23 protein-coding genes and 1 pseudogene are annotated in these 19263 nt (G+C 55.9%); 15 read left to right on the top strand and 9 right to left on the bottom strand.

Annotated features, from left to right (window positions below):
- Positions 1-466: 466 nt before the first annotated feature.
- Entirely contained in the window at positions 467-691 is a 225-nt protein-coding gene (locus A4E19_07555; GenBank protein OQW31465.1) for a hypothetical protein, read from the top strand.
- Positions 692-976: 285 nt separating this feature from the next.
- Entirely contained in the window at positions 977-1831 is an 855-nt protein-coding gene (locus tag A4E19_07560) for a hypothetical protein (GenBank protein ID OQW31466.1), read from the top strand.
- Positions 1832-1938: 107 nt separating this feature from the next.
- Here A4E19_07560 and A4E19_07565 read toward each other — a convergent pair whose 3' ends face one another.
- The 3 genes from A4E19_07565 to A4E19_07575 all read right to left on the bottom strand — a co-directional run bounded on the left by A4E19_07565 (position 1939) and on the right by A4E19_07575 (position 3592).
- A complete protein-coding gene (locus tag A4E19_07565; protein ID OQW31467.1) occupies positions 1939-2184 on the bottom strand; it encodes a hypothetical protein in 246 nt (81 codons plus the stop codon).
- Positions 2185-2321: 137 nt separating this feature from the next.
- The gene (locus tag A4E19_07570; protein OQW31468.1) at positions 2322-3032 is read right to left on the bottom strand and encodes a hypothetical protein; all 711 of its coding nucleotides are present in this window, start codon (positions 3030-3032) and stop codon (positions 2322-2324) included.
- Positions 3029-3592 (bottom strand): acetyltransferase, encoded by a 564-nt coding sequence (locus A4E19_07575; protein ID OQW31469.1) that lies wholly within the window; start codon positions 3590-3592, stop codon positions 3029-3031. The genes A4E19_07570 and A4E19_07575 overlap by 4 nt, the downstream gene beginning before the upstream one ends.
- 49 nt (positions 3593-3641) lie before the next feature.
- Between A4E19_07575 and A4E19_07580 the strand changes: the two genes are divergently transcribed.
- The 13 genes from A4E19_07580 to A4E19_07640 all read left to right on the top strand — a co-directional run bounded on the left by A4E19_07580 (position 3642) and on the right by A4E19_07640 (position 15374).
- Positions 3642-4007 (top strand): hypothetical protein, encoded by a 366-nt coding sequence (locus A4E19_07580; GenBank protein OQW31470.1) that lies wholly within the window; start codon positions 3642-3644, stop codon positions 4005-4007.
- Positions 4008-4749: 742 nt separating this feature from the next.
- Positions 4750-6819 carry a Fis family transcriptional regulator gene (locus A4E19_07585; GenBank protein OQW31628.1) on the top strand — a complete coding sequence of 690 codons (2070 nt, stop codon included), beginning with the start codon at positions 4750-4752 and terminating at the stop codon, positions 6817-6819.
- A 217-nt stretch (positions 6820-7036) separates the two neighbouring features.
- Entirely contained in the window at positions 7037-7231 is a 195-nt protein-coding gene (locus A4E19_07590; protein OQW31471.1) for a hypothetical protein, read from the top strand.
- Positions 7232-7437: 206 nt separating this feature from the next.
- Entirely contained in the window at positions 7438-8010 is a 573-nt protein-coding gene (locus tag A4E19_07595) for an NADPH-dependent FMN reductase (GenBank protein ID OQW31472.1), read from the top strand.
- Positions 8011-8148: 138 nt separating this feature from the next.
- Complete coding sequence (locus A4E19_07600) at positions 8149-9072, top strand: alcohol dehydrogenase (protein ID OQW31473.1); 924 nt, start codon at positions 8149-8151, stop codon at positions 9070-9072.
- A 95-nt stretch (positions 9073-9167) separates the two neighbouring features.
- A complete protein-coding gene (locus A4E19_07605) occupies positions 9168-9554 on the top strand; it encodes a cupin (protein OQW31629.1) in 387 nt (128 codons plus the stop codon).
- 124 nt (positions 9555-9678) lie between these two features.
- Positions 9679-10122 carry a peptide-methionine (R)-S-oxide reductase gene (locus tag A4E19_07610; protein OQW31630.1) on the top strand — a complete coding sequence of 148 codons (444 nt, stop codon included), beginning with the start codon at positions 9679-9681 and terminating at the stop codon, positions 10120-10122.
- A 59-nt stretch (positions 10123-10181) separates the two neighbouring features.
- Positions 10182-10685: a peptide-methionine (S)-S-oxide reductase gene (locus A4E19_07615; protein ID OQW31631.1), complete on the top strand. Its 504-nt coding sequence runs from the start codon at positions 10182-10184 to the stop codon at positions 10683-10685.
- 120 nt (positions 10686-10805) lie between these two features.
- Positions 10806-11201: a hypothetical protein gene (locus A4E19_07620; protein OQW31474.1), complete on the top strand. Its 396-nt coding sequence runs from the start codon at positions 10806-10808 to the stop codon at positions 11199-11201.
- Positions 11202-11242: 41 nt separating this feature from the next.
- Positions 11243-11668: a hypothetical protein gene (locus A4E19_07625; protein OQW31475.1), complete on the top strand. Its 426-nt coding sequence runs from the start codon at positions 11243-11245 to the stop codon at positions 11666-11668.
- Between the two features lie 114 nt (positions 11669-11782).
- Positions 11783-12700 carry a hydroxylase gene (locus tag A4E19_07630; protein OQW31476.1) on the top strand — a complete coding sequence of 306 codons (918 nt, stop codon included), beginning with the start codon at positions 11783-11785 and terminating at the stop codon, positions 12698-12700.
- 75 nt (positions 12701-12775) lie between these two features.
- Positions 12776-13792 (top strand): alcohol dehydrogenase, encoded by a 1017-nt coding sequence (locus A4E19_07635; GenBank protein OQW31477.1) that lies wholly within the window; start codon positions 12776-12778, stop codon positions 13790-13792.
- Between the two features lie 418 nt (positions 13793-14210).
- The gene (locus A4E19_07640; protein OQW31478.1) at positions 14211-15374 is read left to right on the top strand and encodes a cell filamentation protein Fic; all 1164 of its coding nucleotides are present in this window, start codon (positions 14211-14213) and stop codon (positions 15372-15374) included.
- A 361-nt stretch (positions 15375-15735) separates the two neighbouring features.
- On the opposite strand, the pseudogene A4E19_07645 reads toward A4E19_07640, so the two are convergent.
- From A4E19_07645 to A4E19_07670, 6 genes and pseudogenes are all read right to left on the bottom strand, one after another.
- A pseudogene (locus tag A4E19_07645) lies at positions 15736-15998 on the bottom strand (hypothetical protein).
- A gap of 103 nt (positions 15999-16101) precedes the next feature.
- Entirely contained in the window at positions 16102-16530 is a 429-nt protein-coding gene (locus A4E19_07650) for a DNA-binding protein (GenBank protein OQW31479.1), read from the bottom strand.
- Entirely contained in the window at positions 16527-16769 is a 243-nt protein-coding gene (locus tag A4E19_07655) for a hypothetical protein (GenBank protein OQW31480.1), read from the bottom strand. The genes A4E19_07650 and A4E19_07655 overlap by 4 nt, the downstream gene beginning before the upstream one ends.
- On the bottom strand, positions 16753-17214 hold the full coding sequence (locus tag A4E19_07660) for a hypothetical protein (GenBank protein ID OQW31481.1): 462 nt from the start codon (positions 17212-17214) through the stop codon (positions 16753-16755). Before A4E19_07660 ends, A4E19_07655 begins: the two co-directional genes overlap by 17 nt.
- A 124-nt stretch (positions 17215-17338) precedes the next feature.
- On the bottom strand, positions 17339-18727 hold the full coding sequence (locus A4E19_07665; GenBank protein OQW31482.1) for a hypothetical protein: 1389 nt from the start codon (positions 18725-18727) through the stop codon (positions 17339-17341).
- Positions 18727-19182 (bottom strand): hypothetical protein, encoded by a 456-nt coding sequence (locus A4E19_07670; GenBank protein OQW31483.1) that lies wholly within the window; start codon positions 19180-19182, stop codon positions 18727-18729. Before A4E19_07670 ends, A4E19_07665 begins: the two co-directional genes overlap by 1 nt.
- Positions 19183-19263: the final 81 nt, after the last annotated feature.

Here is a 19263-nt window from a genome sequence, read left to right on the forward strand (position 1 = left end):
CCGGCCCGCCGAGCGCGTCACCTGGTTGTAGGCCGCCACGCGCGGATGTATTCGCAAGGGCGGAATCCTTCCGAGGGTTCCGCCCTTGCTCATTTTAAGACAGCATGACAAGAGCGGTCCTGATCCGACACTTTCCCTATCGGATGGCGATAGAAGTTCCGTAGCCATCCCTTCCACAAATCCCAGTAGTCGTTCTCTTGTTCTCATAATGTTCGAAACACCACAGGGGAGATACCTAGCTCTTTCGTGACAACAGCGTTTGTAGAGTAATCGTATGAGGTCGACAAACAGCCTTCACGAGGCAGCGACGAGGCATATCGTTTTCCCCGTGGATAGGTGATGAAACGCAGATGCCCGGATAGTAGACGGGATATCGGCGGCTCGTCCATCACGCACGCCGAACTACGCCATCACGTTTCTCAGATGTGCTCTGGTAAAAATGTACCTTCACGAGTGAGGTTTTGCCATGGAACCAGCTAGAAAGCTCGAGTATCCTCGAAACTGGGATAAGCCATCGGTCAGCCCATCCTCCGCCGTGCCCAAACACGAGGCGCCGGAACGCCAGTTTGACGAACAGGGAGAGGACATTCAGCCCTGGGAAATCAAACTCGGCAAGATGATTTTCTATCTAACGGTTGCTGCGGGCCTCTGGTTCTTCTATTGGTTCAACGGCATTCAATGTCCTTGTTGATCGCGTGTAATACCCACATGATTTGGCCTCAACAATCGAAGAAGCTCGTCAGCACGTACAGATTGACGGCGATGTTTATACAGCATACATCCACCTCTTCATGGACTTTTATCCTGGTAATCTCGCGGCAGCTCGCCGGTAGTGTTACGAGTTTCAACCCGAGTCTCAAGCGCTTAACATAACCTCGTGATCCGAGTCTATGGCGCCCATCTCGTCCAAACAAGTGTGGCATCGTACATGGACATATTCTTTAAGCAGAAGATGTGACGTTGAGGAGGTCTTGCAATGTACGCGATTCGTGAGATAGTCCGAGCAAGTATATTATTATTGATGTTGTCGGTTGCCTCTGCACAGGCGGGAACACCCGATGCAATCGAGTGGGGATATGAGGGTGCCCGGGGACCGTTGCATTGGGGTCGCCTTGGACAAACATTCTCACTCTGCGAAAACGGCATGGCTCAATCGCCGATTGACCTTCTGCACCCCCACGCGATTGCGCTCAATGATATCCAGTTCTCCTACAAGGAAGCACCTTTCCACGTGGTCAACAATGGACATACCCTGGAGGAAATAGAACCCTTGTCGGAGCTGGTGCAGTCCCGCTACCCCCAACACGGCCTGACGGTGCGGCATTATGATCACGACAGCACGATCATGTTCGACGACGACTTGTACCTCCTCGAACAGTTCCATTTCCATGTGCCCAGCGAACACACGATCGATCAACAACACTTTGCCATGGAACTCCACCTTGTGCACCATAACGAGCGACACGAAGCAGCCGTGGTCGCGGTCCTTATCAGAGAGGGTGCGCACAACCAGTTTTTTGAAACGTTCCTGGCTCATGCGCCATCCCAAATCGGCGAAGTCATTGACGACCAAAAGAATCTCTTTAACCCCAAGGATCTCCTGCCTAAGCGCCGGAGTTACTATCGCTATTTCGGGTCATTCACGACGCCCCCCTGTCATGAGGGCGTCATCTGGGCGGTATTGCACGAACCCATCGAAGTCTCGGCTGAGCAGATCCAGAAGTTCCACAACCTCTTGGGTCACGACAATGCGCGTCCGACTCAACCACTTCATAAGCGCTTCGTCCTGGAATCACAGATTCAGCCCCAACCAGTTTCACGTCAGAAATAAAGGCGGTTAGGGATGAGTCTTGACCTTGATGTCATACCGTTCTCTTGTTGGAAATGTCGGATGACCTGAAACCCGACAATCACCAAGCTATTGAGGAGACGGTAGTTTCACTCGAACAACCACGCATTCTCACGAGTTCTCGCCCGTGCGTTGGATGCGCTAGCATAATCGAACCAGACAATGCCTGCGCCCCAATCAGCAGGGAGGAACGACATGAAGACAATGATTGCGTTGACAACCGTGTTTTCGTCCATGATAACGGCGGCCGTCTTATTCACCGCACCGGGCGCACGAGCCACGGATGAATTCACATCAACAGAGATTAGCGCAGCTGAAACGGAGGCGTTGCTCAACTTCAGAATAGAAGAGCCTGCGGGGCGCCTTTCCTTGGCAGACTGTATCAAGGATCTAAAAAGGATGCGCGAGGAAAGGCTTCTGGATCCGCAATTGCCGGCCCATGACGCGATGGATAAATTCGACCTACTGAATCTCACTGCATGTACGGAAACCGAGGGCACCGTGCCGTTGAGCTATCCATATGTGAAAGGGTTGACACGGAGTACCGTTCTATAAACGGCTGACCCGGCTGCAATGGAAACACCTCGATGACAAACCGCATGATGTCCGCCACCGAATCGAGAACGGTCAACTCGACCGGTTGTTGTGACGCTCTCCGCAAGGGAACACCTAATGCGGCGGCCTCGCTTTCCCATCCGGACCTCATCCACGTTAACAACGGCACAAACGTGGCCGCCCCCCGGCGCGCCGCTTTGCGACGCGCGTTTCCGGTGTTGATCGGGGTCACCGCAATGCACTGTTCATGGGCGGCAATCAAGGCGGCCGTGTCGACCACGAAGACGACTTGAGGTCGTGACTCGCAAGCCGCCTTTTGCCGATTGAGTCGATCCGGATCGATCCAGAAAAACACGCGCGCGTTGATCGTGGCATACCAATCGGACGAATTCATGCCGCATAAGCAACGGTCGAGTGCCGCGGGTGGCATCGGATGTTGATCCCGAATGTGGACGCCCGTGGGCAGGATGGTATGCGTAAGACGTTGAGTCCGTTCCAGCCGATTTTGTTCGGCCCGCGGGAGTCCCGCGGCCCTCATCAACCGACGGGCAGATTGCAACCCATCCCGCTGTATCGAAGGCCAGTTCGCCGCTTCCGCCAGGTGATAGATACAAGTCGGCAGCTTCACGCGTCCTCCGCTTGCGGAAGCACAGCCGCAACCGTTCGATCCAGGCGATACACGCAGCAGTCGTCTAGGCCGAAACAGCGACGTTCGATACACTGGAAGCCCAGCCTCTCATAGAAGCGATGCGATCGAAGGTTACTGGCGAGCGGGTCAACCAGCACAGCTGTTACTGTCGCATCTGCAAAACAACGGGCGAGTGCCAGTTGCATCATTTGTGTCCCGTAACTTTTTCCAAGATCTCGCTCCTCCCCGACCCAGATATCAATCGCTCGAAGAGCAGAGGGCACGTCACCCCAATAGTGGCTCTCCTCGCGCGCCGGATCAATGATTTCGACATAGCCGATCGGACGACTATCGACTTCGGCTATCAGCTGCTCCCGCCAGTCAGGACTCTTGGTCAGTTCTTTCTCCCACTCCCAATCTTCATTGCCCTTGGCCGCGACGATATGCGGCTGGGCATCCCAATGGCGCAACAACACAAGATCGGCAAGGGTTACAGGACGAAGGATTATCCGGTCATCTACGCCTGAACAGTTCCTGTCGCACAATGAAGAGTCGCTCATGTCGATTTCCACCCGTCACAACGACTATTCTATATCGCAGGAGGCGCCCATGAAATACCTGTTGCTGGTCCATCACAACGAAGAAGCTTTCGGCAAGATCCCCGAAGAGAAGCGAAAGGAGATGTTGGCGGAATCGATCCGACTCTGCCATCAGCTCCATGGCAAGGGACAATATATTCATGCATCGCCGCTGCAACCGGAGGCGACCGGAACCATCGTTCGCGTACGAGACGGCAAACCGATCGTCACTGATGGCCCATTCATGGAGACGAAGGAACAGCTTGCGGGCTACTTTTTAGTCGACGTGAAGGATCGAGAAGAGGCGATCAGGATTGCCGAACGAGTGCCCGGCGCTCGGATCGGAACGGTTGAGGCCAGACCGGTTCGACAAATCATAGGGTTGCCCGGCGAGTAGCAGGCTGAAGGTCGAATCTTCCGGAAGATATCCATTCTGGAAACCGCCTACAGCTGGTAATCGTCCTTCATCAACCAGGTATTTTCTTCGGGTTCTTTTTAAATGAAATGATCGTAAATCCTTATGCGCCTTCACCTCTTCATGACAATGCCGTGCAATTCGGCAGGAGAGTTGCTTTTCCCTGTTTGTGGAGCGCATCATTTTGACGTTTATGAATGACCAATCAGCAGAGAACATCCTCGAAGCGGAGTCCGCGCAGTATCGTGCGCTGTTGGAAGTTTCCGAGGCGATCTCCGCCCACCGCGAGTTGCCGACACTGTTCCGCGATCTCGCACAGCGGCTCCCGGCGGTCGCTCCCTTCGACTTCGTCGGTCTCGTCTTGCACGATTCGGCCAACGGCACGATGAATGTGCATGTGCTCGAAACGGCAGAGGCCCATCGCCTGACCAACCGATTGGATGGATTGCAGATCCCGATGGAAGAGTCTGCCAGTGGATGGGTGTGGACGCACCAGCTGCCGCTGGTCATTCCGTCGCTGTCCGCCGAGACTCGCTTCAAGACCGGAATGGGGGCGCTCCGGGATATCGGGATCCAGTCCGTCTGTTTGTTCCCCCTGACCACGGCCATGCGACGTCTCGGAGCCATCGGCTTCGGCAGTCTGAAGTCATTTGCATTCAACGAGGCCGACGTGGAGTTTTTGAAGCAAGTCGCCAAACTGGTCGCCGTAGCCGTGGATAACGTCCTGCACCATCAGGACCTGAGTTATAAGCAAGACCGGTTGCGTCTTCTCCTTGAAGTATCTGAATCCATTGCATCCCACCGTGAACTCGAAGAGCTTTTCCGTGACCTCGCCCAACGACTTCCTCAGATCGTGCCCTTCGATTACATCAATGTCGTCTTGCATGATCCTGATCGCGATGTCATGCGTCTATGCTTCTTGGTCGCCTCACGGCCCAGCACGATCAGTCCCGGCCTTGAATTGCCGGTCGCTGAATCCCCGGCCGGATGGGTGTGGCAAACGCAAGAACCGCTGATCGTGGATGACGTTCGGCAAGAGCGTCGCTTCCAGAAACTGTTGTCGTTGCTGCAGGACAACGGGGTGAACTCATTCTGCGTCGTTCCTCTGACGACGGCGAGTCGGCGTCTCGGAGCCCTTGGATTTGGAAGCGTAGACCGACGTACGTATCAAGAACCCGAGATCGAGTTCATGCGTCAGGTCGCGAAGCAAGTGGCGATCGCCATCGAGAATGCCCTGAATTACGAACGGGCGCAGTCCTCTCAAGCACAACTGACAAGGGAGCGTGATCATCAGCGGTTGCTGCTCGAAGTGAATAACGCCGTCGTCACCCATCTGGATCTCGACGCCTTGTTCACCGCCGTCAGTGCCTGCTTGAGAAAAGTAATCCAGCACGACGGCTCCAGCCTGCTGCTCTTCAATGCCGACACCGGTCACTGGCGCATCCATGTGTTGGATTTTCAGAGGAATGAAAGTTTCGTCGAGGAAGGAACGGTAGAAGAGACTACGCAGTCTCCGTCCTGCCTCGCCATCAACACAGGCAAAGCCGCGCTGTTCCGAGAACGGGATCTGAAAGAGATGGCCCGCGCTTCGCCTTGCGCGCAGGATCTCCTAGATCGTGGCGTGAAATCATTCTGTTCCCTCCCGCTCCTTGCGCATAAACGCACGCTGGGGGCTCTGAACGTAGGACGACGGCTGGACGATGGCTTTACGCTGGAAGACGTCGAGTTACTCGGCAAGGTCGCGCAACAAGTTGCCATCGCGGTCGAGAACGCAATAGCCTATCGGGAGATCGCCGAGCTTAAGGACAAGTTGGCGAGCGAGAAAGTGTACCTCGAAGAAGAGATCCAGACAGAGTACAACTTCGAGGAAATTGTCGGCGAGAGCCGCGCGCTGAAGCAGGTCCTCAAACAGGTCGAAACAGTCGCCGCCACGGATTCAACCGTCCTGATCCTGGGTGAGACCGGCAGCGGAAAAGAACTCGTCGCGCGAGCCCTGCATAATCTGAGCAATCGGCGAGAACGCACGTTTGTGAAACTCAACTGTGCCGCCATCCCCACCGGCCTGCTCGAAAGCGAGTTGTTCGGGCATGAGAAAGGCGCCTTCACCGGGGCGATTGCCACGAAGATCGGCCGGTTTGAACTGGCCGACCGAGGCACCCTTTTTCTTGACGAGGTGGGCGAGATCCCGCTGGAACTGCAAGTCAAACTCCTCCGAGTGCTCCAAGAGCAAGAGTTTGAACGGCTCGGCGGAACACGCACCATTCGAGTGAACGTGCGCGTGCTCGCTGCCACAAATCGGGACCTTGGCCGTCTGGTGGAAGAGCAGAAGTTTCGCAGCGATCTCTACTACCGGCTGAAGGTCTTCCCGGTCACCGTCCCGCCGCTGCGCGAGCGTCCGGAGGACATTGCCCTTCTCGTCAGACACTTTGCGCAAAAATTCGGGATGCGCATGAAGAAACGCATTGAAGCAGTTCCCGCCGATGCCATGAAAGCCATGCAGGCCTACCCCTGGCCGGGCAACGTGCGCGAACTGGAAAACTTCATCGAACGGGCGGTCATTCTGTCGACCGATTCGACCCTGGCGGTTCCTCTGTCTGAACTCAAGCCGCCTGCCACCCGGTCGCACGATTCAGCGATGACCCTTGAGGATGCCGAACGAGCGCACATTCTGCAAGCCTTGCGCGATTCAAAGTGGACGCTCAGCGGCCCAGCCGGCGCCGCCGCCAGACTGGGGATGAAACGCACCACGCTCCATTCCAAAATGAAGAAACTCGGCATCGCCCGCCCGTCGTAGCATCGGCCTTCGGCAGACGACGAGAAATCGACAACTGTTCTTCAACAACAAGCTGCCGTTCCTTTAAGTAAGCAAGGTAAACAACTGTCTTTGGCTTACCTAGGGGAAGTGCTAGTTCTATCCCACACCTACAGGCATACCATTACGCCCCTTGGTTAGCAGGCTGTTGACGAACTATTTCGGCGTGCCCGCCAGAGGCGATGACGAACGATCTCGGGTGGCACCAGCATCCCTCGCAGGGTGGTCAAAAAGGCCGCCCAGCGCGGCCACAGCGAGCGAAGAGGCGAATCGTATTTTTTTGCCGTACGGTGAGCATCTGAGCGATGCGAGAACAAAGCTGGAGGACGTTTTCAACATCCTGCTAGAGAACAAAAGCAAGAAACCGTCACACGCATTTGGCCTGGAGTATTGAGCGGACCCGCTAGAACGCAGACAGCTCGCTGACAAGGACGCCAGCCAGCCGGTCTTGTGATTTTTTCGAAAACGGACCCTATCGAATTGCGCATGAGTAAAAGGTAGACAGAGTGGCATAACCGAGAACGGTTACGGATCAACGCAAGCCCGTAGACCTGAACATTTACTGAGTCGGATCGTGGACTTTAGCTATGGAGCATCGTCATGGGAGAAATAATCAAAATATTAGGGGTTGCCGGCAGCTTGCGGAAAGAATCTTACAACCGATTCGTTTTGCGGGCGGCAATCAAGCTGGCACCCCGGGAAGCCCAACTCGACACGTTCGAACTCGACGATATTCCGCCGTTTAATCAGGATCACGAGCGCGAACCACCTCACGCGGTGCGTGCGTTCAAGACCGCCGTCAGGACAGCGGACGCAATTCTCATCGTGACACCGGAATACAACTATTCGGTTCCAGGAGTGCTGAAGAATGCGATCGACTGGGCCTCCCGGCCTTATGGTGACAGCGCATGGGACGGAAAGCCTGTCGGCGTGATGGGAGCTTCAGTGGGAACGCTTGGCACGGCGCGGGCGCAATATCACCTGCGCCAAATGTTTGTCTTTCTCAACATGTTCCCGTTGAACCAGCCCGAAGTCATGATCGCTCAAGCCGAAGACAAGTTTGACAATGAAGGGAATCTAAAAGACCCGAACACCACTCAAAGGATCCGAGAATTGCTTGAGGCGCTCATAGGCTGGACGAAGTCGCTACAGAAAGCGAAGACGTCGAGTTGAAAGCGGACTCGATGTTCCGCCCTTGTGGAGGTGGTCATGACTCTCGTACGCGGAAAAAACTGACGGTGACGCCGGTATGAGCCGGCTTTGATACCAAGCATCGAGAATGAAGTAAAGCCACGCGATGAGACTCTTCCCATGAAAGCGATACGGTTGCCTCGAGTCGATGGCCCAGAATCGCTTCTCTATGAGGATGCGCCGAAACCGATTCCGAAAGGCAATCAAGTGCTGGTTCAGGTTTATGCCACAGCGATCACGCCAACGGAATTCGACTGGTATCCCACGTTCCATACTTCTGACGGCGAAACGAGACCTTTTCCGATTATCCTGGGTCATGAATTCTCGGGTGTGGTTGATGCGGTCGGATCGGATTGCACGGGTGTCCAGGTGGGAGATTCTATCTATGGACTGAGCGATTGGTTCATAGATGGAGCGCAAGCGGAATACTGTTTGACCGTCCCTGCCGACATTGCACCGAAGCCGGTGACTCTTGAACATGCTCAGGCCGCGGCGGTCCCGATCTCAGCTCTGACCGCCTGGCAGGCACTTATCGATCGCGGACATCTTTCGGCGGGACAACGGGTGTTGGTCCATGGCGCATCCGGTGGTGTCGGCAGCTTTGCAGTGCAGGTGGCTCGGCATAGGAAAGCTCACGTCATCGCAACAGCCTCGGCGATGAATACCGACTTTGTAAAGGGACTCGGTGCCGATGACGTCATAGATTACAGGAAAACGCCGTTTGAAACGGTCGTCGGAGATGTGGATCTGGTGCTCGATACAGTCGGAGGAGACACAAGAGACCGTTCGTGGGGCGTTCTCAGAAAGGGTGGTCGGTTGGTGACCATCGCGGCGGATGCCGAAGGGGTGAAAGAGCAGCGGGTCCGCAATGCCTTCTTCATCGTCGAACCGAACCGGAATCAGTTGGTGAATATTTCACAGCTCATCGACACCGGCATCCTCCGACCCGTCGTGGGTGCCGTCCTCTCGATGAAGGACTTTCGGCAGGCGTATTCACAAAAGCCGGTGCATGGCAAGAATGTCCTCCGCATCGCTGAGTCATGATGGACGCGCAGGATAAGCGAGAAAGGAACAGGCCGATGATGACGATCGCAACAATTATCACCACAACAGCAAGACAGACACTGCAGTTGACGGCACTGGTAGGGACGACGCTGCTTCTGGGACAAACAGCGTTGGCAGAAGACAACGTGTCGGTGCTGATGAAGCAGCGGTTGGCCGACATGGCCGGCAAAGAGGGCACGGTGATCACCGTGGACTATGCACCGGGCGCCGCATCCGACCTGCACTTTCATCCAGGCTCGGTGTTCGCCTACGTCTTGGAGGGTGCGGTTATCAGTCAATTAGAGGGTGGCGAACCTATGACATACAGAAAAGGCCAGAGTTGGTATGAGTCACCAAAGATACCGCACGTCGTATCGAAGAACGCGAGCAAAACCGAACCGGCCAAGCTGCTGGTGTTTCTGCTGTCACAGGAAAGCGAGTCGCTCGTGATGCCGATGAAATCACCCGGCAGCGCAAAGTGAAGCCATCTGTAGTATCTGAAGCACGTGCCTCGTTTGGCCACTGAACGGAGGATCTATGATGCAGTATGAAAACCGTTCCAACGCTCCCGGTCGCGCGGTCGATGAGGCTTCTCCGGCGGAAACTTTGCAATGGGATGATGTGGTCCGTTTAGCTCGACACGGCAATCCTCCACCTCCGCGCCGAGTGGAAAAGACGGAGGCGCAGTGGCGTGCAATTCTCACCGATGAACAATTCCGTATTACACGTCTGAAGGGGACTGAGCGGGCACACAGCTCGGACATGTGCCGGCTGTTCGAGCCGGGACAATATCGGTGTCTTTGCTGTGATACCGTGCTGTTCGATGCGGTGCGCAAATATCAAAGCCATTCCGGCTGGCCTAGTTTCACCCAACCCGCGACACTGGGCGTGATCGCCTATCACCAGGACGACAGCCATGGCATGCGCCGGATCGAGACAACGTGCAATGTATGCGATGCTCACCTCGGCCATGTGTTTCCGGATGGGCCTGAACCGAGCGGATTACGGTTCTGTATCAATGCCCTCTCATCGCGGAAGGCCGAGGGGTAATCCGCCGAAATCGACGACTTCCGACGCAAGGACAAGTGCACGACGAAAGGAGGATGTCGGTGAGCCGAACTGAAACAGCGATATTGGCCGGTGGTTGTTTCTGGGGTATGCAGGATCTCATCCGCAAGCTCCCCGGCGTGCTTTCGACACGCGTCGGCTACAGCGGTGGTGATGTGCCGAATGCCACCTATCGTAACCATGGGACGCATGCGGAAGCCATCGAGGTCGTGTTCGACCCGGACATGCTGGCGTTCCGTAGCTTACTGGAAACGTTTTTCCAAATTCATGATCCTACGACGGTAGACCGCCAGGGTAACGATCGAGGCACGTCATACCGATCGGGAATTTACTACACCTCGGAGGCCCAGCGCATAGTGGCGGAAGAGACGATCGCCGATGTGAACGCGTCGGGATTATGGCCGGGCAAAGTGGTTACAGAAGTTCGACCGGCCGGTCCGTTTTGGCAGGCGGAACCGGAGCATCAGGATTATCTTGAACGATATCCCAACGGATATACCTGTCACTATTCAAGACCCAACTGGAAATTACCACGGCGGGCCTGAGTGGCCATGCCTTTCGTAGCGATGGGCCAGTTGAAACGTAACGTCTCCTCTCATGACTCCTGATGAGATGGTCGGTAACGCGCCGAACCTCCACAGAGCGTAAACAAACGGAGGTGCATGATGGCAATCAATAAAAAGACAACGAGTCTTGGCATGCCCTGGGAGAAGAAATACGGGTACGCCCAAGCGGTACAAGTCCGGGACACCATCTATATCGCTGGACAGATAAGCCATGACGACCAGGGCAATATCGTCGGTCGTGGAGATATGGAAGTTCAGATGCGGCGGGCATACGCCAACATCCAGAAGGTTCTCGCGGAGTACAACGCCACGATGGATAACGTCGTCGATGAAGTACTGTTTGTGACAGATATGGATGCCGCCTTGGCCTCGGCGGCCAAGTGCAGACAAGAAGTATTTTCCGGCACCCCGGTGGTGGCAAGCACCATCGTGCAAATACAGCGCCTCGCATTTCCTGAACTGATGATTGAGATTCGATGCATCGCGAGGACATGAGCCTAGCGGGCCCTTGCAGACTTACCCGAAAGGAGACACCTATGAAACGGATTGCTTTAATGCTGTTTGCGTTTGCAATGGTATCAGGTGCGGTAGCGGCCCAGGCCCAAACCTCTACATCGACTAACGAGCCTCCAGCCAAACTGATCGTGGACTCCCCAGTTCCGGACCTGCTGGCTCAGGGCCTTGTCTGGATCCCATGGCGGGTGGAGAACGTGCAAATCGGACCGGTGTTCGGCAAGGATGCCCTCAACGCGTCTCCGCGGGTGGGACATCTCCACATACATGTGGACGACCTGCCTTGGTTGTGGGCGGACTTTAGTAATAATCCGATCGATGTGGCTTTCTTGCCGGCCGGCCAGCACAAGATCCGGATCGAATTGGTGAACGCCATCCATCAGCCGGTTCCCGGTCAGTCCAAGACAGTTACGTTCACCATACCTAAAGGAGCGTCACCCTCTCAGTGAGGACGACGGAGGTGAACGTATCTCCGGGCAGCGGAAAGAATATGACCGTCAGGCTTCCAGAGAACACAACTCGGTCGACGGGCTTTCAGCGATGAACGTAGAGAAGCACAAGACATGGCACACCCCATTCTGGTCACCGGCGCCGCGGGGCGCATCGGCGGTGTAGGGCGCACGGTCACTGAGCTGCTGTTGAAACAAGGCAGAGCGGTACGGGCGATGGTGCGACAAGAAGACGTGCGCGCGCGGGCATTGCGCGACATCGGTGCGGAAGTCGTAGTCGGCGATCTGCTCGACCTCAATTCGATGCACAGGGCGATCGCCGGCTGCGAGACGATGTATTTCGGCATGTCGGTTTCAGATACATATCTGGCCGCAACGGTCAATGTGGCTGCGGTGGCGAAACATCATAGTGTAAAGGCGTTCATCAACATGTCACAAATGACGCTCGCGCAAATGAGCATCACCGAAACCACCCCGAGCCCGCAGCATAAGCTGCACTGGCTCGCCGAGCAGACACTCAACTGGTCCGGTCTGCCGGTCGTGCACGTGCGGCCAACCGTGCTCCTCGAAGGTTTCTTCCTGATCTTTACTTCCGATTCAGTCCGGTCATCGAATCAGATCCGGCTACCGTTCGGCGAAGGCAAGACGTCTCCAGTCGCGGTAGAAGATGTGGCACGTGTGCTGGCCATGCTGCTCACCGATCCGAAGCCGCACGTCGGAAAGACCTATCACCTGACGGGCCCGCAGTCCGAGAACATGTACTTCTTTGCGCGGGAGTATTCGAAGGCGCTCAACCGTACGATCACCTTTGTAGACATCCCGGTCGAGACGTGGAGAGAAGAGCTGCTCAAGCATGGTTTGCCGATTCATCTGGTGAACCATCTCTCGACGATGGCCGATCTGCACCGTGGAGGGTGCTACGACCGGATGTCGGACGACGTGTTCACGCTAACGAGCCAAAAGCCCCTAAGCGTGCAGGAGTTCGTTAGGAGAAATGCGACGAAGTTTACCGCATCGACACAAGATGCATGAGTATCTGCGGGTGCTCTCGTGCGGACGGATTCTTCGCCTGGCATCGCACGTTCACACAACCCGAAGGAGGCCGACATGTCGCAGATGACGGCGGTTCAGATTCCCTCACCGCGCGCGCCATTCGAAGTGGTCAAGCGAGAAATCCCATCACCTGGAGCCAACGAGGTCCGCATTAAAGTGCAGGCCTGCGGGATCTGTCATAGCGACGTGATCGTCAAAGAGGGGATGTGGCCGGGACTGCAATACCCCCGAGTGACGGGACACGAAGTCGCCGGCGTGATCGACGAAATCGGTACGGGCGTAAAAGCCTGGAGGAAGGGCCAGCAGGTCGGTGTAGGCTGGCATGGCGGACATTGTTTTCAGTGCGATCCTTGTCGGCGAGGCGATTTCATGGGTTGCCACAATTTCCAAGTGACTGGCGTCAGTGAGGACGGCGGATATGCCCAATACATGATTGCCAACAACGAAGCTGTGGCGGCGATTCCGGATACTCTCTCGCCGGTAGAAGCGGCCCCTCTCTTGTGTGCGGGCGTCACGACCTTCAATAGCCTGAGGCATAGCCCGGCAATCGCGGGAGATGTGGTGGCTGTCCAGGGCATCGGCGGGCTCGGTCATCTTGGCATTCAATTTGCCCACAAGATGGGATTCCACACGGTAGCCATTGGTCGAGGCAAAGACAAGGCGTCCCTCGCCCGGAAGCTCGGCGCCGTCCGCTACCTCGACACAGATTCCGACAACGTTGCGAAGGAACTCATGAGTCTTGGAGGCGCCTCGGTGATTCTCGCCACCGTTCCGGACGGGAAGGCCATGTCCCCGCTCATCGACGGGCTTGGGGTCGGTGGGCAATTGCTCGTGGTCGGGGCTTCGACCGATCCCATCAGCGCGACACCCATTCAACTTCTCCTGAGTCGCCGGTCCATCCAAGGATGGCCATCAGGGACCGCACGAGATTCTCAGGACACGCTGAACTTTTGCGCGCTCACAGGGATTCGAGCCATGGTGGAGACGCTTCCGCTCGAGCAGGCTGCTGCCGGCTATGAGCGTATGCTGAGCGGCAAAGCGCGGTTTCGCGTGGTGCTGACAATGAGCTAAGCCGCAACCCTATCTTCTCTGGCCGGTTGGTGGCGAATATCGAGTATCGGAAATAGTAAAAGGGCGAACAGCTCTCTGTCCAACGGCCTGATTCCATCACATCGAGCAGAGAGGCGGTCTCGTAAATCCACTCCCGGAAGCGGCCCTTGCTTGCCGTACATGCGCAACGTCGCTCTTTTAAGGCAAGGGCCCTAGGTTCGAGTCCCAGCTGGCTCACCATCTCTAACCAAATGTTCATGCCTCCTCTCCTAACTAGTCTAGGGCCTTGCCATAGGGCATAGTTCAGTCAAAGTTCTAAGATTTATAAGTACTTGCAAGGCATGGCCATTTTTTATGGCACCACCGTTATTAAAAGTTGACCAGTCAATGCTTAATAACATATTCTCCTATTCAGTAATCGTGAATAGGGAGTTCAACGATGAACCGTGGCTTGATTGGCCGATACGAGACTTCTCAAATTGGAGAAGAGCACGTACGCGCCTATATCCCGAAACCACTCCCTCCCGTACCATCTCTTGATCTCACAGGCGCGCGTCAGGTTCTACTCGAGCAAGCTCTGTTAGCCTTGGGACGTCTGGACAGCGTTTCCACATTACTGCCTGATCCACATCTCTTTCTCTACTCGTATGTTCGGAAAGAAGCTCTGTTGTCCTCCCAGATCGAAGGAACTCAATCATCCTTATCTGACTTGCTTCTATTTGAACTGGAGGAAGCTCCGGGGGTGCCACAAGACGAAGTGACAGACGTCTCTAACTATGTTGCGGCATTGGAATATGGGCTTGAGCGATTGCGCGAAGGGTTCCCTCTGTCGAACCGTCTGATCCGAGAGGTTCATGCGCAACTTCTGTCACGTGGCCGGGGAAATGAAAAACTGCCTGGAGAGTTCCGCCGATCACAGAACTGGATTGGGGGCACTCGACCTGGAAATGCCCACTTTGTCCCACCACCACACTTGGTTGTCGAATATTGTATGGGACAGCTGGAGCAGTTTCTTCATGATGAAGCCATCCCTTTACCTATGCTTATCAAGGCTGCTCTTGCGCATGTTCAGTTTGAAACGATTCATCCTTTTCTGGACGGCAACGGGCGTGTCGGGCGACTTCTCATTACCATTCTCCTGTGCCGTGGTGGTGTACTGATGCAGCCTCTTCTCTACCTCAGCCTCTATTTCAAGCAAAACCGGTCCACCTATTATCGATTACTTGATCAAGTACGTCTGGACGGAAATTGGGAAGCATGGATCGACTTCTTTCTAGAGGGTGTACGGACAACCGCCCAAGGAGCTGTCACAACAGCACAGCGTGTTGTGGAATTATTTAATGCCGATGCAGCGAAGATTCAGACAGGTGGACGGGCTGCTGGTTCGGCACTTCGTGTCCACGCAGCCCTTCGTGAGCGCCCGATTGTTTCCCTTTCGAACATCTGCCGACGCACAGGTCTTTCCTTCCCAGCGGCGACAAACGGCATGGCTTTGCTTCAAAAACTGGGGACAGTTCGAGAACTCACTGGTCGGCACCGAAATAGGCTGTTTGCCTATGATCGTTATATTCAGATTCTCAGTGAGGGCACAGAACCATTGTAGAACTGTTCAGTTCTTATCTTATTATCCAGAACTACAATCCCAGGCTAATTCATGAAATTAAGGAGGGCCCGGGGTTCGAGTCCCAGCCGGCTCACCATTAAATCAACGAGTTAGTGTATCAGGCCTACGCCATCTGCGTTCCTTGCTTTAATTTTGTGCCAACCTCGAATAGCCTTTCCAGTACGCTAACTGTCAAGGATTCCTTCTCAGGATAAAGTACCGAGGGCCACCTCAAGTGGCTAAGGCGGATTCCGGACCACGGCTCGAAGGTGTTCTCATCTTAGAGAAACGCGGCTTGGATAGATTGGCTGTATGGGATGCACTCTTGCGAGTGGCCTCGAGAATGTCTTCCAGGTAGACCCTAGAAGTCCGTGGCATAGACGGTTTCTCGTTGGATAATCGGCAAGAGTCTTGGCTTGATAGAACTCATCGTAACGAGTCTACGCGAGACCGGAACAGGTCTTCCAGGAAGATTTTCGTATCCATGTAGGCGTCGAAGGACTTCTCCGACAACTCCACGACAAAATCGAGATCACTCCCTGGCATAGCCTCGCCTTGGGCATAGGACCCAAACAGGCCAAGTCGGCGCACTCCCAACCTTTTGGGGCGCCTGATTTTGCTCAACGAGCTTCAGCACTTCGTCTCGACTTGTGATCATCGCTGCGGCGGTTCGATGTGCGCCGTTTTTCATGGATCGTTGGATGCGCAATATCTGTTGCAAGAAAGGTCAGTTGAAAGGATGACTCCACCGTAGACCAGGAAAGCGGGCATAGTCGCGATCAGTTGTAATCCATTCGGCGCCTGCTTCGATGGCCAGAGCAGCAAGAAAAGCATCCGCAACGAGATTCCCTTTCGCGCTTACTTCTTGGCACAACCGTTGAAAGATATCCCAATGCCGTTCGCCTGGCGCGACAGTCACGGCGTTCGGATGGTTGCGAAGCGATGCGGCAAATTGCATGGCAAGCGGCAATGGAGTGGGATCGCCAAAGACGCGGGGATGGGTCACTATTCGTAGGAATCCCCTGAGCACCAGATCGGAAACTCCGAATGCCGCATCCGATGTCAGAATCCCCTTCAGCCAATCCCGATAATCCGAATGACGGGTTGAGTCTTGTCGGTGCGCATAGACCAGCACATTAACGTCCGGCAGGATCAACGGCTTGATTCCATCACATCGAGCAGAGAGGCGGTATCGTCGAGATCCACTCCGGGAAGCGGCCCTTGCTTGCCGTATATGGGCAACGTCGCTCTTTCTGACCGCCGCGAGCGCCGGCGCCTTGCAAGCCCCTCGCGCAACGTATCTTCGATGAGGGCAGTCACCGTGGAGTTCGATGCGGCCGCCAACTTCTTAATCTGTGTCAGTAGGTCGTCAGGGAGATTAATTGTCGTCCGCATGCATCAAATCATATGTAATAAGCATATTGATGTCAATATCCCGGCGCACTCTGCCCCAAAGCCACAATTTGGTTTCGCCTCTCCTCTTCGCCATAGGCAAAGACCTGACGTTGCTTTTTGTATTCGGAAGACTTTCCATGTCGTTCAAGTTCCGAGACGGCACGTGTCCTGTCGATATTTCGTCATCTGACGAATAGACGACGGACCGACTTCTCAAGGAGATGGAAGGATACACAACATCGGGTGGCCCACAGGCATCGTCGGCGGGCTGCTCCTCATCAGCCTCCAATTGGAGTTGCTTGCGCGTCAAGTGTTCGGGCCGACTGATGTGGACACTCTGCTCAGGGTGCTCTATCTGAGTTTCTGGAGCTTTGTCCTGCGCGCGGGCGGATTCCTGATTCTCGCAATGCAGTGGACGGTCGGCGAGGTGTTCAGAGAGCCACAAAGCGGTCGATCATATGGCGCGAACTGTTCGGTTGTGCTTGATCCTGCTCCTCACCGCGTCGGTGGCAAAAGGGGCTGGGATATCCGGCCGACAGGACCAGCTCGCCGACAGTTCGCCGCATTGATCACGAGGGTTTTTCGGACAGTTCGATGACCGCATCGATTTCCAGCGCGAACCGGCCTCGCCCCCGTGGAACGAGGCGGACGTCCGCGCATTTCTGCTCCAGTCGCTTGCGCAACAGGATCAAGCGGCTCTCCAGATTGTCTTTGAACTCCGGCAGACCGAGCCAGGCGTCCATGCGGAGTTCGCGGTTCGTGAACTCGGAGCGGCCCTGGTCCCGATATTGCGTGAGCAGGCGCCAGAGAATGCGGCCCGGCACGTTCCGGATCAGATATTCGTCGTCCACGAAGATACAATCGTCAGCGCGGAACAAGGAGAATGTCCGCCTGCGCGGCGCTTTGCCGATCCCCCGGACGGGCTCGCTACGCGCGGACGCGATCGGAGAAGTTTCATCCATGTCGCGGCTGAGTTGGTCGATCCCCGTCGCCAATTGGCCGGCAACGATCGCCAGCATGGTATCTTCCCTCGGCATGAAAGCGAGCGGGTCGGTGCTTTCGACGACCACCACCCCCACCAACCGGCCTCGCGTCACCAATGGGACGGCGATCTGTGAGGCAACTCCGGGAAGGCCGGGGAACGGAATCTCTCGGGAGACTGCCTCTCCGCCGGCCATGGTTTGGGCTCGATTTCTCGCCGCTCGAGCGTACCTCAGGCTGTGGTCAATCGCGGAAAGCCGGAGTACATGGCGGGCCCTAGCGACCATGCCGATCAAGCCTTCGCCGTAGCCGACTTCCGATCCTACTCCGTTCTCGGCATAGCCACGACTGGCGATGGTGAACAACTTGGCGTTGCGCTCATCGGCCAATAGAATGATGGCATGGCGGAATCCCAGCAAGTTATCAAGCGCCAGAAGCCCGGTTTCCAACAGATCGTTCAACGACTCCGAGCGGTTCAACCGTTCGGCGCAGAGACGCAACAGGTCGAGATCCTTCGAGATGAAAAGACGCGAAGGGACTTCCGACGGCGACGGAGTGGGCAGGCCGGTAAAACCCTCCACTCGTTCGAGATGCAGAATCGTGTACACATCGGCGGCCAGGAGGCGAAAGACGTCGGTCATCCCCGTGTGGGAGGCAATCGCCTGTAATTGCAGCGACATCGAATCGAAGAGTGGCCCGGTGGATTCGGAATGGTCGAACCGGAGCCGCAGCCGATAGGCCTCCAATGTCCGCGGGTCGAGCAGCATGGCGCAGGCCAGCGGATTTTCGCGGACGTTCCGATGGGTCTTGTTGAAGAACTGGTGCGAGATCGCGACGTGCGAGCCGTCGACATAGTAGATCTGGCTTATAAAGGTCACGTTCGGCGTGCCGTCGCGCGAGCAGGTGCTTAAGACCGCGGGAATCATTCCCTGCAGGCAAGGCCACAGATCCTCGATCTTGAGAGTGTCCGATCCCATCAAACTTTCTCGCCGGCGCGTGGCCCCGGCGTTTGGTGAAAGACATCTGTGACCTCGATGTCCACGGCGAGCGCCGGCTCGGTGATCCAGGCTTCGACTAACTGAGCCGGGGCGCCGACCGCGACAAGCTCTTCCACAAATTCGCGATGCCAGTTCTTGCTCGCTTGCCGATCACGCTGGTCAGCCGATCGGATGGCGTGCAAACGGCCCTTGAGCTGGCAGGCCACATGGTCGGTCGGCCTGGTGCAGGTGATTGCCACGAGGCCGTTCTCGCGCAAATTCCGCAGAGTCGTCCGGGAAATCGCCTCCGTCAGAAAAATCGTCACGGAGCGGCGATTCCGGCCGACGCGAATCCCCCACGCGCGCGTGCAATCGGGCATCAGCGATTGGTCGCGCGTACCGACCATGATGGAGACACCGGTCTTGAGGAGATCGACGATGGCGGATGGAATCATACGAGGCCCGGTTAGGAAAGAATTAGGATCACGATAGCATATTCTTAGGAACTGCTGCTCCCTCCCCCATGCTAGGTTCGC

The organism is Nitrospira sp. SG-bin1 (assembly GCA_002083365.1).
Lineage (GTDB): Bacteria > Nitrospirota > Nitrospiria > Nitrospirales > Nitrospiraceae > Nitrospira_D.

Excerpts from the sequence above, each read along its gene's own strand:
- A4E19_07555 (OQW31465.1), top strand. The coding sequence starts at position 467 with ATGGAACCAGCTAGAAAGCTCGAGTATCCTCGAAACTGGGATAAGCCA.
- A4E19_07560 (OQW31466.1), top strand. The coding sequence starts at position 977 with ATGTACGCGATTCGTGAGATAGTCCGAGCAAGTATATTATTATTGATG.
- A4E19_07575 (OQW31469.1), bottom strand. The coding sequence starts at position 3,592 with ATGAGCGACTCTTCATTGTGCGACAGGAACTGTTCAGGCGTAGATGAC.
- A4E19_07580 (OQW31470.1), top strand. The coding sequence starts at position 3,642 with ATGAAATACCTGTTGCTGGTCCATCACAACGAAGAAGCTTTCGGCAAG.
- A4E19_07595 (OQW31472.1), top strand. The coding sequence starts at position 7,438 with ATGGGAGAAATAATCAAAATATTAGGGGTTGCCGGCAGCTTGCGGAAA.
- A4E19_07600 (OQW31473.1), top strand. The coding sequence starts at position 8,149 with ATGAAAGCGATACGGTTGCCTCGAGTCGATGGCCCAGAATCGCTTCTC.
- A4E19_07620 (OQW31474.1), top strand. The coding sequence starts at position 10,806 with ATGGCAATCAATAAAAAGACAACGAGTCTTGGCATGCCCTGGGAGAAG.
- A4E19_07625 (OQW31475.1), top strand. The coding sequence starts at position 11,243 with ATGAAACGGATTGCTTTAATGCTGTTTGCGTTTGCAATGGTATCAGGT.
- A4E19_07630 (OQW31476.1), top strand. The coding sequence starts at position 11,783 with ATGGCACACCCCATTCTGGTCACCGGCGCCGCGGGGCGCATCGGCGGT.
- A4E19_07635 (OQW31477.1), top strand. The coding sequence starts at position 12,776 with ATGTCGCAGATGACGGCGGTTCAGATTCCCTCACCGCGCGCGCCATTC.
- A4E19_07640 (OQW31478.1), top strand. The coding sequence starts at position 14,211 with ATGAACCGTGGCTTGATTGGCCGATACGAGACTTCTCAAATTGGAGAA.
- A4E19_07655 (OQW31480.1), bottom strand. The coding sequence starts at position 16,769 with ATGCGGACGACAATTAATCTCCCTGACGACCTACTGACACAGATTAAG.
- A4E19_07665 (OQW31482.1), bottom strand. The coding sequence starts at position 18,727 with ATGGGATCGGACACTCTCAAGATCGAGGATCTGTGGCCTTGCCTGCAG.
- A4E19_07670 (OQW31483.1), bottom strand. The coding sequence starts at position 19,182 with ATGATTCCATCCGCCATCGTCGATCTCCTCAAGACCGGTGTCTCCATC.